At 54.3% G+C, this 12,426-nt stretch carries 10 protein-coding genes and 7 tRNA genes; 1 reads left to right on the forward strand and 16 read right to left on the reverse strand.

The window, feature by feature from the left end:
- From corC to miaB, 4 genes are all read right to left on the reverse strand, one after another.
- A complete protein-coding gene (gene corC, locus ACOTXL_RS07940; RefSeq protein WP_003858679.1) occupies nucleotides 1–879 on the reverse strand; it encodes a CNNM family magnesium/cobalt transport protein CorC in 879 nt (292 codons plus the stop codon).
- 84 nt (nucleotides 880–963) lie between these two features.
- Complete coding sequence (gene ybeY / locus ACOTXL_RS07945; RefSeq protein WP_003858677.1) at nucleotides 964–1,431, reverse strand: rRNA maturation RNase YbeY; 468 nt, start codon at nucleotides 1,429–1,431, stop codon at nucleotides 964–966.
- The gene (locus ACOTXL_RS07950) at nucleotides 1,428–2,474 is read right to left on the reverse strand and encodes a PhoH family protein (protein ID WP_003858674.1); all 1,047 of its coding nucleotides are present in this window, start codon (nucleotides 2,472–2,474) and stop codon (nucleotides 1,428–1,430) included. Before ACOTXL_RS07950 ends, ybeY begins: the two co-directional genes overlap by 4 nt.
- A 163-nt stretch (nucleotides 2,475–2,637) precedes the next feature.
- Nucleotides 2,638–4,062: a tRNA (N6-isopentenyl adenosine(37)-C2)-methylthiotransferase MiaB gene (gene miaB / locus ACOTXL_RS07955; RefSeq protein ID WP_003858672.1), complete on the reverse strand. Its 1,425-nt coding sequence runs from the start codon at nucleotides 4,060–4,062 to the stop codon at nucleotides 2,638–2,640.
- A gap of 135 nt (nucleotides 4,063–4,197) precedes the next feature.
- Here miaB and ubiF point away from each other — a divergent pair, with 135 nt between their 5' ends.
- Nucleotides 4,198–5,373 (forward strand): 3-demethoxyubiquinol 3-hydroxylase, encoded by a 1,176-nt coding sequence (gene ubiF / locus ACOTXL_RS07960; protein WP_003858670.1) that lies wholly within the window; start codon nucleotides 4,198–4,200, stop codon nucleotides 5,371–5,373.
- Between the two features lie 108 nt (nucleotides 5,374–5,481).
- Here the strand turns inward: ubiF and ACOTXL_RS07965 are convergent.
- The 12 genes from ACOTXL_RS07965 to nagB form a co-directional block, all read right to left on the reverse strand.
- Nucleotides 5,482–5,556: transfer RNA gene (locus tag ACOTXL_RS07965), tRNA-Gln, on the reverse strand.
- Between the two features lie 34 nt (nucleotides 5,557–5,590).
- Nucleotides 5,591–5,665, reverse strand: a tRNA-Gln gene (locus ACOTXL_RS07970).
- A 41-nt stretch (nucleotides 5,666–5,706) separates the two neighbouring features.
- Nucleotides 5,707–5,783, reverse strand: a tRNA-Met gene (locus tag ACOTXL_RS07975).
- A 17-nt stretch (nucleotides 5,784–5,800) separates the two neighbouring features.
- A tRNA-Gln gene (locus tag ACOTXL_RS07980) sits at nucleotides 5,801–5,875 on the reverse strand.
- A 32-nt stretch (nucleotides 5,876–5,907) separates the two neighbouring features.
- Nucleotides 5,908–5,982: transfer RNA gene (locus ACOTXL_RS07985), tRNA-Gln, on the reverse strand.
- A 23-nt stretch (nucleotides 5,983–6,005) separates the two neighbouring features.
- A tRNA-Leu gene (locus ACOTXL_RS07990) sits at nucleotides 6,006–6,090 on the reverse strand.
- Nucleotides 6,091–6,098: 8 nt separating this feature from the next.
- A tRNA-Met gene (locus tag ACOTXL_RS07995) sits at nucleotides 6,099–6,175 on the reverse strand.
- Nucleotides 6,176–6,400: 225 nt separating this feature from the next.
- Nucleotides 6,401–8,065, reverse strand: a complete 1,665-nt coding sequence (gene asnB, locus ACOTXL_RS08000) for an asparagine synthase B (protein WP_045350551.1) — start codon at nucleotides 8,063–8,065, stop codon at nucleotides 6,401–6,403.
- Nucleotides 8,066–8,315: 250 nt separating this feature from the next.
- Nucleotides 8,316–9,068, reverse strand: coding sequence for a ribonucleotide monophosphatase NagD (nagD, locus tag ACOTXL_RS08005; protein WP_003858667.1), 753 nt, complete (start codon nucleotides 9,066–9,068; stop codon nucleotides 8,316–8,318).
- A gap of 45 nt (nucleotides 9,069–9,113) precedes the next feature.
- A complete protein-coding gene (gene nagC / locus ACOTXL_RS08010; RefSeq protein ID WP_003858665.1) occupies nucleotides 9,114–10,334 on the reverse strand; it encodes a DNA-binding transcriptional regulator NagC in 1,221 nt (406 codons plus the stop codon).
- Between the two features lie 8 nt (nucleotides 10,335–10,342).
- Nucleotides 10,343–11,491 carry an N-acetylglucosamine-6-phosphate deacetylase gene (gene nagA / locus ACOTXL_RS08015; protein WP_045350550.1) on the reverse strand — a complete coding sequence of 383 codons (1,149 nt, stop codon included), beginning with the start codon at nucleotides 11,489–11,491 and terminating at the stop codon, nucleotides 10,343–10,345.
- Nucleotides 11,492–11,546: 55 nt separating this feature from the next.
- Nucleotides 11,547–12,347, reverse strand: coding sequence for a glucosamine-6-phosphate deaminase (gene nagB, locus ACOTXL_RS08020; protein ID WP_003858663.1), 801 nt, complete (start codon nucleotides 12,345–12,347; stop codon nucleotides 11,547–11,549).
- Nucleotides 12,348–12,426: the final 79 nt, after the last annotated feature.

The raw sequence follows: 12,426 nt of genomic DNA on the forward strand, positions 1-12,426 counted from the left end.
TTAATCTTCCAGTTTTGGCACCGGTGAGTCGTCCGGCATTCTGACGTGAACCTGAATAATACGTCGGCTGTCAGCCATTGCGACCTTGAACTGGTAACCATCGATGTCAACGGTTTCACCGCGGGCCGGAAGATGGCCGAAGGCCTGCATCACCAGACCACCAATGGTGTCCACTTCTTCATCGCTGAAGCTGGTGCCAAAGGTATCGTTGAAGTCTTCAATGGAGGCCAGCGCGCGCACGGTCCAGGTGTGGCGGCTCAGCTGACGGAAGTCGATATCCTCTTCTTCGTCATACTCGTCTTCGATTTCGCCCACGATCAGCTCAAGGATGTCTTCGATTGTGACCAGACCGGAAACGCCACCAAATTCATCAATAACAATCGCCATGTGATAGCGCTGGGAGCGAAACTCCTTCAGCATCCGATCCACACGCTTACTTTCCGGCACAACCACGGCCGGGCGTAACACCTTTTCCATACTGAAGGCTTCGGCATCGCTGCGCATAAACGGCAGCAGATCTTTCGCCATCAAAATCCCTTCAATGTGATCTTTATCTTCGCTGATGACCGGGAAACGTGAGTGAGCCGATTCGATAATCACATCGAGGCACTCGTCCAGCGTCTGGTTGCGTTTCAGGGTAATCATCTGCGAGCGGGGGATCATGATGTCGCGGACGCGCTGGTCGGCGATGTCCATCACCCCTTCGAGCATTTCGCGCGTATCTTCGTCGATAAGGTCGTTCTGCCCGGAATCACGAATCAGCTCCAGCAGTTCATCACGGTTTTTCGGTTCGCCGTGGAAAAGCTGGTTCAGAATGAGGGAGAAAAATCCCTTTTTAGTGGTTGTCGTGTCGCTACTGTGTGAATTGTCGTCGCTCATGGCGTTTGTTAAGGGTTCTCTTGTTAGTTCAACGTTAACCGCCGCGCTATGTCCCTGCGCGGCGGCATGGTAGTCAGTGACTGACTATTCTTTCTCGGCAATGTACGGATCCTCATAGCCCAGAGCAAGCATTATCTCTGTCTCGAGGGATTCCATCTCTTCCGCTTCGTCATCTTCAATATGGTCGTAACCCAGAAGATGCAGGCTACCGTGCACCACCATGTGTGCCCAGTGCGCTTCCAGCGGCTTTTGCTGCTCTTTGGCTTCCTGCTCAACCACCTGACGGCAGATGATCAGATCGCCCAGCAGCGGCATCTCAATGCCCGGAGGGGCTTCGAACGGGAAAGAGAGCACGTTGGTCGGCTTATCTTTCCCGCGGTAGGTCAGGTTGAGCTCATGGCTTTCTGCTTCATCCACCAGGCGAATCGTGACCTCTGATTCTTCCTGAAACTGGGGGATAACGGCATCCAGCCATTTCTGAAACTGTGCCTCTTCTGGCATGCCGGAATTATCTTCACAGGCCAGCTGTAAATCGAGGATCACCTGACTCATTTCTGTTCATGCTCCTGCGCTTCGCGCTTACGTTCTGCGGCCAGTTCGGCCCTGCGCTTCTGATCTGCCTCTTCCCAGGCCTCATAAGCGTTAACGATACGCGCGACCACCGGATGGCGTACCACGTCTTCACTGTGGAAGAAGTTGAAGCTGATTTCCTCTACCTCGGCCAGGACTTCGATGGCGTGACGCAGACCCGATTTGGTGTTACGCGGCAGGTCAATCTGGGTGACGTCACCGGTGATAACCGCTTTCGAGTTAAAGCCAATACGCGTCAGGAACATCTTCATCTGTTCGATAGTGGTGTTCTGGCTCTCATCCAGAATGATGAACGCGTCGTTAAGCGTACGGCCACGCATGTAGGCCAGCGGGGCCACTTCAATCACGTTACGCTCGATGAGCTTTTCAACTTTCTCGAAGCCGAGCATTTCGAACAGCGCGTCATACAGCGGGCGCAGATACGGGTCGACCTTCTGGCTCAGATCGCCCGGCAGGAAGCCCAGTTTTTCACCGGCTTCAACAGCAGGGCGGGTCAGCAGGATACGGCGGATCTCCTGACGCTCAAGCGCATCGACCGCAGCAGCAACGGCCAGATAGGTTTTACCCGTACCCGCCGGGCCCACGCCGAAGGTGATGTCATGGTCGAGAATATTGGCGATGTACTGCGCCTGGTTCGGGGTACGAGGCTTAATCACGCCGCGTTTAGTTTTGATGTTGATGGCTTTGCCATAGTCCGGCACGCTCTCCGCGCTCTGCTCAAGCACGCGCGCCTCTTTGATGGCCAGGTGGATCTGTTCAGGTTCAATGTCCTGGATCTCACCGCGCATCGGGGCGGTATCAACATATAGGCTGCGGAGAATATCTGCCGCGGCGTTGACGCAGATTGGGCGTCCGGTGAGTTTGAAATGGTTATCGCGACGATTGATTTCGATACCCAGACGTCGCTCCAGTTGTTTGATGTTGTCATCAAACGGCCCGCACAGGCTCAGCAGGCGAGCGTTGTCTGCGGGCTCAAGGCTAATTTCACGCGTATCTATGTTCAAACTGTTCCTCTTTAATTGGTTAACTGACCTGTGGCCACACGGCGTAATAAAACGGTCATTACCGAAATTATTCACGCCACAGAATAAAGGCGCAAGCGTTGCGGTAGATATTGGGGGTGATGAGAGGAAATACAAGGCCTGCCGGACAGGCAGGCCAGGAGGATCACGGCTGGTAAATACCTACGCCAGAGTCGTTGACCTTGCGGGTGCGAGAGATAACGGATTCCGGAGTCTGTGCAATTCGCAGACCCATTTCATCCTCAGTGCGTACCACCTTCCCGCGCAGCGAGTTCGTGAGCACTTCGACAATCTCGACGTCCACAAACTTACCGATCATGTCCGGGGTGCCTTCAAAATTCACCACGCGGTTATTTTCGGTTCGACCAGACAGTTCCATGATGCTCTTACGGGAGGTGCCTTCCACCAGAATACGCTGGACAGTGCCGAGCATGCGACGACTCCAGGCGTTGGCCTGCTGGTTGATACGCTCCTGTAGAATATACAGACGCTGCTTTTTCTCTTCTTCCGGTACATCATCAACCATATCGGCCGCAGGGGTGCCCGGGCGCGCAGAGAAGATAAAGCTGTAGCTGACGTCGAAATTCACCTCGCCGATGAGCTTCATGGTGCGCTCGAAGTCATCAGCGGTTTCGCCAGGGAAGCCGACGATAAAGTCGGAGCTAATCTGGATATCCGGGCGCGCTTCACGCAGCTTGCGGATGGTGGACTTATACTCCAGCACCGTATGTGGACGACCCATCAGGTTCAGCACGCGGTCAGAGCCGCACTGGATAGGCAGGTGCAGGAAGCTCACCAGCTCTGGCGTATCGCGATAGACGTCAATAATGTCGTCGGTAAATTCCATCGGATGGCTGGTGGTAAAACGAATGCGGTCGATGCCGTCAATCGCCGCCACCAGACGCAGCAGTTCAGCAAAGCTGCCGGTGGTACCGTCGTAGTTTTCCCCGCGCCAGGCGTTCACGTTCTGCCCCAGCAGGTTCACTTCGCGAACGCCCTGCGCGGCAAGCTGCGCGATTTCAAACAGGATATCGTCTGCCGGGCGGCTCACTTCTTCACCGCGGGTGTAAGGCACCACGCAGTAAGTACAGTATTTGTTGCAGCCTTCCATGATGGAGACGAAGGCGGTCGGGCCATCAGCGCGCGGCTCTGGCAGACGGTCAAATTTCTCGATCTCCGGGAAGCTCACGTCAACCACCGGGCTACGGCTGCCGCGAACCTGATTAATCATCTCTGGCAGGCGGTGCAGGGTCTGAGGGCCAAAAACGATATCCACATAGGGGGCTCTCTGGCGGATCAGCTTACCTTCCTGCGATGCGACGCAGCCACCCACGCCAATGATCAGGTCCGGATTTTTCCGTTTGAGAAGCTTCCAGCGGCCTAACACATGAAAGACTTTTTCCTGTGCTTTTTCACGAATTGAACAGGTGTTCAGCAGCAGCACATCGGCTTCTTTCGCATTTTCAGTCAGCTGGTATCCGTGGGTGGTATCCAGCAGATCGGCCATCTTCGATGAATCGTATTCGTTCATCTGACAGCCCCAGGTTTTTATATGGAGTTTTTTAGTCATCGACTTGCTCAGCTCAGGATTGCAAGCCGCGTATTGTAATGCTTTGGTGCGGTTGTGACCAGTATGAAGGTTGTCAACCTCAGGGCCGCAAAAATCCGGTAAACTTAAGGCATTCTTCAATAAGGAATAGTGACCATGACACTCCTGAACACCGAAGTTGCCGTTGTTGGCGGCGGTATGGTCGGCGGCGCACTGGCGCTGGGGCTGGCGCAGCAGGGATTTGACGTAACCGTTATTGAACAGGCGGCTCCGCCGGCATTCGATCCTGCCAGCCAACCGGACGTGCGTATTTCCGCCATCAGCGCGGCCTCTGTTGATCTGCTTCGCGGGCTGGGCGTCTGGGAGGCGGTGCTGGCGATGCGCGCGCATCCTTACAGCCGTCTCGAAACCTGGGAGTGGGAAAATGCTCACGTGTCGTTTGATGCCGCCGAGCTGAAACTGCCGCGCCTGGGCTATATGGTGGAAAACAACGTGCTCCAGCAGGCACTCTGGCAGGCGCTGGAGGCGCACCCGAAGGTGACGCTGCGCGTGCCGGACTCGCTGAAAGGCCTGCATCGTCATGAGGGCGGGTATCTCCTGACGCTGGACAACGACGATGAGCTGGCCGTAAAGCTGGTGGTGGGAGCGGATGGCGCGAACTCGCAGGTCAGGCAGATGGCAGGCATTGGGATCCATGCCTGGCAGTACCAGCAGTCCTGCATGCTGATCACCGTTCAGTCAGAAAACGCGCCGGGCGAAAGCACCTGGCAGCATTTTACGCCGAACGGCCCGCATGCATTCTTACCGCTGTTTGATAACTGGGCTTCGCTGGTGTGGTACGACAAACCGGCGCGCATTCGACAGTTGCAGGGGCTGTCCATGGATCAGTTGCAGCGCGAAATCCGCCAGCACTTCCCGAGCCGTCTGGGCAACGTGACCCCGGTTGCCGCCGGCGCATTCCCGCTGATGCGACGCCATGCGTTGCAGTATGCCCGTGAAGGACTGGTGCTTGTGGGGGACGCGGCGCACACCATTCATCCGCTGGCGGGGCAGGGGGTGAATCTGGGATACCGTGACGTCGATGCGTTACTGGATGTGCTGGGTAACGCTCGCGCCCACGCGGAAGCCTGGGCCAGCCATCAGGTTCTGAAGCGCTACCAGACGCGCCGTATGGCGGATAACTTCATTATGCAGTCGGGGATGGATCTGTTCTATGCCGGGTTCAGCAATGATGTTGGTCCGGTGCGTATAGTGCGCAATATTGGATTGATGGCAGCGGAACGTGCCGGTGGTCTGAAGCGTCAGGCCCTGAAGTACGCCCTCGGACTCTGATCTTTATTCCCTCTCCCCGTGGGAGAGGGTTAGGGTGAAGGCATCAGGCCGCACTATTCTGAACAACAAAAACAAAAAAGCCCGCAGAGCGGGCTTGTTTGTTTAAAGTGGCTGGGGTGCAGGGATTCGAACCCCGGAATGCTGGTATCAGAAACCAGAGCCTTACCGCTTGGCGACACCCCAATTGCGTTAAACAAACTGCTTAACGACTTTAAAGTGGCTGGGGTACGAGGATTCGAACCTCGGAATGCCGGAATCAGAATCCGGTGCCTTACCGCTTGGCGATACCCCAACAATGTTCAGTTTACCGAATCGTATTCGATAACGTAAATATGGTGGCTACGACGGGATTCGAACCTGTGACCCCATCATTATGAGTGATGTGCTCTAACCAACTGAGCTACGTAGCCAGTACTGCAATCTTCGATGGCTGGGGTACCTGGATTCGAACCAGGGAATGCCGGTATCAAAAACCGGTGCCTTACCGCTTGGCGATACCCCAATACCGCGGAGAACCGCATGATCGAAGAAATATGGCTGGGGTACCTGGATTCGAACCAGGGAATGCCGGTATCAAAAACCGGTGCCTTACCGCTTGGCGATACCCCATCCGTGCAACGCTTACCTGGGAATGGTGCGGGAGGCGAGACTTGAACTCGCACACCTTGCGGCGCCAGAACCTAAATCTGGTGCGTCTACCAATTTCGCCACTCCCGCAAAAAAGATGGTGGCTACGACGGGATTCGAACCTGTGACCCCATCATTATGAGTGATGTGCTCTAACCAACTGAGCTACGTAGCCATCTTTTTTTCGCGTTACCTTATCGGCGTTGCGGGGCGCATTATGCGTATAGACCCTTGCAGCGTCAACACCTTTTTCAATGAAAATAGCCGGAATGTGACTGTTTGGTTAGGTTGCGAACAGCGAGGCCGAATATTCGACAATTATTGGTTATTAATCGATTTTATGCAGGGAAAAGAGAGGCAAAAAAATCAGGCCCCGGAGGGCCTGATTATAGTCTGGACATTATTTATAAGCAGACTGGTGAACGCCCACCGCGCGTCCTGACGGATCGTTCATCGCTTTGAAGGATTCATCCCATTCAATGGCTTTAGCAGAAGAGCAGGCGACCGAAGGACCACCCGGTACGCACTCGGCTGCGCTTGGAACCGGGAACAGCTCCTCAAAGATCTCACGGTACAAATACGCCTCTTTCGAGGCTGGCGTGTTGTACGGGAAACGGAAGCTCGCAGTTTCCAGTTGTTGATCAGAAACCTGTTTCGCCGCCACCTCTTTCAGGGTGTCGATCCAGCTGTAGCCTACGCCATCGGAGAACTGCTCTTTCTGACGCCACGCCACGCTCGCCGGCAGGTAGGATTCAAAACATTCACGCAGGATATATTTCTCCATTTTGCCGTTGCCGCACATTTTGTCCTGTGGGTTGATGCGCATCGCCACATCGAGGAATTTCTTATCGAGGAACGGCACGCGGGCTTCTACACCCCAGGCTGACATCGCTTTGTTGGCGCGCGCGCAGTCAAACATGTGCAGCGCCTGTAGCTTACGCACCGTTTCTTCATGCAGCTCTTTGGCGTTCGGTGCTTTGTGGAAATAGAGGTAACCGCCAAACACTTCGTCAGAACCCTCGCCGGAGAGCACCATCTTGATGCCCATCGCTTTGATCTTCCGCGACATCAAATACATCGGCGTGGAGGCGCGAATGGTGGTCACATCATAGGTTTCAATGTGATAGATCACATCGCGGATCGCATCCAGACCTTCCTGTACGGTGAAGTGAATTTCATGGTGCACCGTGCCAAGATGGTTCGCCACTTCCTGGGCGGCTTTCAGGTCAGGTGCCCCTTCCAGACCCACGGCAAAGGAGTGCAGCTGTGGCCACCAGGCTTCAGAGCGCTCCTGATCTTCCACGCGACGTGCGGCGAATTTCTTGGTGATCGCGGAGATCACGGAGGAGTCCAGACCGCCGGAGAGCAGTACACCGTAGGGGACATCTGACATCAGGTGGCTTTTCACTGACTCTTCCAGCGCCTGACGCAGTTCCGCTTTGTCCGTCACGTTGTCTTTCACCGCTTCATAATCAAACCAGTCGCGCTGGTAGTACGGGCGGATCTCGCCGTCCTGGCTCCACAGGTAGCTACCTGCCGGGAACTCTTTGATGGTGCGGCATACCGGTACCAGGGCTTTCATCTCTGAGGCAACGTAGAAGTTACCGTGTTCATCGTGTCCCATGTACAGCGGGATAATACCAATATGGTCGCGGCCAATCAGGTAAGCGTCTTTTTCGCTGTCGTACAGGGCGAAGGCGAACATACCTTGCAGGTCGTCGAGGAACTCCGGGCCTTTCTCCTGATACAGCGCCAGGATCACTTCGCAGTCTGAGCCGGTCTGAAACGCGTAGCGATCGCCGTACTCAGCGCGCAGCGCCTGATGGTTGTAAATTTCACCGTTAACAGCCAGCGCGTGCGTTTTTTTCTCGTTATACAGCGGCTGTGCGCCAGCGTTGACATCAACAATGGAGAGACGTTCGTGAGCCAGAATCGCTTTATCGCTGGCGTAAACGCCTGACCAGTCCGGACCGCGATGGCGCATCAGGCGGGACAATTCGAGTGCTTTTTTACGCAGTTCGCCCGCGTCAGTTTTAATATCCAGTACGCCAAAAATAGAACACATAACCTTCTCCGTTAACCCTGTTGCGTTGTGATGTTGCTTGCTTATGAAAATGCCGCAAAAAGGGGAGGGGGCGCAAGCGTTTTACCGATGAAAACGTAAAAAGTGCAATAGCAATTGCCGAATCTTAAAAAAAGAGTATGCCTTAAGCGATTCTATTGATGATTTCTCAATGAAGCGCTGATTTCGTTAGATGAAGTGATGTTTTCAGACAGCAGAAATGAAAAACCACGCCCTGAGGCGTGGTTCTGAATCAAATAACGTCGATTTCGTCGACAGAGGGGTAAATCCAGCTTGGCCGGAACGGCATCGTATCAATGTCATCAAGCTGTGAAACGCCAGAAAGCACCAGGATGGTTTCAAGCCCCGCCTGGAAGCCAGCAAGAATATCGGTACGCAGGTTGTCGCCCACAATGACGGTTTCTTCTGAGTGTGCCTGCATCGTATTCAGTGCGGCGCGGATAATCCACGGGCTCGGTTTACCGACAACAAACGGCTTACGGCCCGAGATTTTTTCGATACCGGCACACAGCGCACCGCAGGCGGGATAAAAACCGCGACCGTGCGTGTCCGGGTTGGTGGCGATAAAACGCGCACCGTTGGCGACAAAGTAGGCTGCCTTATGCATCATCTCCCAGTTAAAGGAGCGCGTTTCGCCCACGATGACAAAGTCCGGGTTCACGTCGGTGATGGTGAAGCCCGCTTTATACAGCTCGTGGATCAGCGCACCTTCGCCAACGACATAGGCTTTTTTGCCTTCCTGACGCTTCAGGAAATCCGCGGTCGCCATCGCAGAGGTATAAAACACGCTGTCCGGGACGTTGACGCCCGCAGTAGCAAAGCGGTTTGCCAGATCCTGACCAGTCTGTGAAGGGTAGTTCGTGAGAAGAACCAGTGGCATTCCTTTGTCGATGATGCGGTGAAGAAACTCCGCAGCACCCGGCACGGCAACGTTGTCGTGCATCAGCACGCCGTCGATATCACAAATTACATTCTTAATGGTCATGGACAATCCGACATCAAAAAAAGAAGGCGTTACTATAAGATCCGATCAGGATTCCAGCAAATGTTGCAGCAGGATCCCGTTCAGCATGGCACGTTTTACCAGGGCGAATGCGCCAATTGCCGAGCGGTGATCGAGCGTAGATCGCACCACCGGCAAATTCTGGCGAAATGCCTTCAGCGCCTGGGTATTGATGCAGCCTTCAATGGCGGGCAGTAACACTTTTTCGGCTTCAACGATCTCGCCGGCAATCACCACCTTTTGCGGATTAAACAGGTTGATGGCAATGGCGATGGTCTTACCCAGGTGGCGTCCTACCTGTTCGATCACTTCGCAAGCCAGCGCATCGCCTTTGTTTGCCGCTTTGCAGATGGTGCCGATCTTACAATCGTCCAGCGTGACGCGGCTCTGGTAACCCTGCTCCAGCAGATGGCGAACGCGATGTTCAATGGCGGCGTTGGCGGCAACGGTTTCAAGACAGCCAAAATTACCGCAGTGGCAACGCTCGCCAAGCGGTTCCACCTGGATATGACCAATCTCGCCTACGTTACCGTTACGACCAATAAAAATGCGGCCATTCGAGATGATGCCCGCACCTGTACCACGGTGAACGCGCACCAGAATAGAGTCTTCGCAGTCCTGGCTCGCACCAAAGTAGTGCTCCGCCAGCGCCAGCGAGCGAATATCGTGACCAACAAAGCAGGTCAGCTTGAAGCGCTTTTCCAGCGCCTCAACCAGCCCCCAGTTCTCTACCTTAATATGCGGCATGTAGCGAATAACGCCGCTTTCCGGGTCAACCAGGCCGGGCAAAATGACCGAGATGGCGATGAGTTCACGGATCTTGCGCTGACAGCTTTCGATAAACTGCGCAATGGTATTCAGTAACGCATGTTCAAGCGTCTCCTGCGTGCGCTCAGGAAGGGGGTAATGCTCTTCGGCAATGGCCTTGCTGCTCAGGTCGTAGAGCGTAAGAGTGGTGTCATGACGTCCTAAGCGAACGCCAATGGCCTGAAAATTGCGGGTTTCCGTGACGATGGAAATCGCGCGGCGGCCCCCGGTGGAGGCCTGCTGATCGACTTCTTTGATCAGGCCGCGCTCAATAAGCTGACGTGTAATTTTTGTCACGCTGGCGGGAGCAAGCTGGCTTTGTTCGGCTATCTGAATGCGTGAGATTGGCCCGTGCTGGTCAATCAGGCGATAAACTGCCGCGCTGTTAAGTTGTTTAACGAGATCGACATTACCGATTTGAGCTTGTCCGCCTGGTGTCATACTTTTACTTACTCAGTGACGACCTCGTTACCATTAACGATGGTCTTAATAATTTTATAATCGTGTGTGAACGCCGTCAGGTTTGCAACCATACCTGGCGCAATACCACCGAGCTGTTTATCGACGCCAATGGCGCGCGCCGGATAAAGCGTGGCCATGCGCAGCACTTCCTCAAGCGCGATGCCGCAATGTTCAACGAGATTACGTACCCCTTCGATCATCGTCAGAGAAGAACCGCTCAGCGTGCCGTTCTCATCCACACACAGTCCATTCCGGTAGTATATTGTTTTACCAGCAAAAATGAACTGGTCAATATTCGCTCCTGCCGGAGCGGTAGCATCCGTCACCAGGCAGAGCTTGTCGCCTTTCAGGCGTTTGGCGTTGCGGATGTTGGTGTAATCGACATGCAAGCCGTCGGCGATAATGCCGCAGTAGACGTCTGGTTCATCCAGAATTGCGCCAACCAGTCCCGGTTCGCGGCCAGTAATATAGGGCATCGCGTTATAAAGGTGTGTGGCAAATGTAATGCCTGCGCGGAAACCGGCCTTCGCCTCTTTCAGCGTCGCGTTCGAATGGCCCGCAGATACCACAATCCCGGCGGCGGCCAGTTTGCTGATAACGTCCGTGCCGGTCATTTCCGGGGCCAGCGTCACTTTGGTGATCACATCGGCATTGGCGCACATGTAATCCACCAGCTCGGCATCCGGTTTGCGCACGTAGTTTGGGTTATGGGTGCCTTTCTTGACCATATTCAGCCAGGGCCCTTCCAGGTGCAGGCCCAGCGCCTGATTCGGATGTTTTGCCAGGTATTCGCGCATGACGCGGATACCCTGTTTCATCAGGTCATCGCTGCTGGTGATCAGCGTTGGCAGATAGCTGGTGCAGCCCGATTTCTCGTTGGCTTTCTGCATAATTTCCAGCGTTTCAACCGTCACCGCTTCTGGGGTATCGTTAAACTGGACACCGCCGCAGCCGTTAAGCTGTACGTCGATGAAACCGGGGGAGATTACAGCTCCATTGAGTGAACGCTGTTCGATCTCCGGCGGCAGTTCCGCCAGCGGGCAAACACGTTCAATCAGGCCATTGGCGATTACAATCGCATGGTCATCCAGAATTTCATGGCCGGTATAAATCCGACCGTGGGTTAAAGCGTACATATCGACCCCCGGTTAAAAAAAGCGACCGCCCCGGATAAAAGAGGCGGTTATTCAATTACAGACCTTTGATGTTCTCAGCTTCCAGCTCGTTGAAGTATTTCAGCGTTTTCACTTTCAGCTCCATGGTGGACGGTTCGTCACACACGACAACCGCTTTTGGATGCAGCTGTAAGCAGCTGATCGTCCACATATGGTTCACGTTGCCTTCAACGGCAGCCTGAAGCGCTTGCGCTTTCACCGCGCCCAGCACCAGAATCATCACTTCTTCGGCATCCAGCAGCGTGCCCACGCCCACGGTCAGCGCGTATTTAGGCACCTGATTGACGTCTCCGTCAAAGAAGCGGGAGTTAGCCACGCGCGTATCATGGGTCAGCGTTTTAATACGGGTACGGGAAGCCAGTGAAGATGCCGGTTCGTTGAACGCGATATGACCATCGTTGCCTACGCCGCCCATAAACAGGTGGATTTTACCGTAGGAACGGATTTTTTCTTCATACTGACGGCATTCTGCGTCAATATCAGGCGCGTTTCCATTCAGCAGGTTAATGTTTTCAGCCGGAATATCAACGTGATCGAAGAAATTACGGTGCATAAAGCTGTGGTAACTTTCCGGATGTTCCTTTGGCAGGCCGACATATTCGTCCATGTTGAAGGTCACAACGTGTTTAAAGCTAACCTGGCCCGCTTTGTGCATTTCAACCAGAGCTTTATAAGCGGTCAGGGGCGTGCCGCCGGTTGGAAGACCGAGAACGAAAGGACGATCGGCTGTTGGTTTGAACGCGTTGATACGATTAACGATATGACGAGCAGCCCATTTTCCGACTTGTTCAGCTGTTGCCAGGGGAATCAGTCTCATTATTCACCTCTAAAGTTTAAGTAAAAGTGGGCGGATGATTAGTGCAACCTGAACTAAGCGTAACCTGGAACCTTTCAGG

The organism is Enterobacter cloacae complex sp. IR5402 (assembly GCF_049238125.1).
Taxonomy (GTDB): domain Bacteria; phylum Pseudomonadota; class Gammaproteobacteria; order Enterobacterales; family Enterobacteriaceae; genus Enterobacter; species Enterobacter hormaechei_C.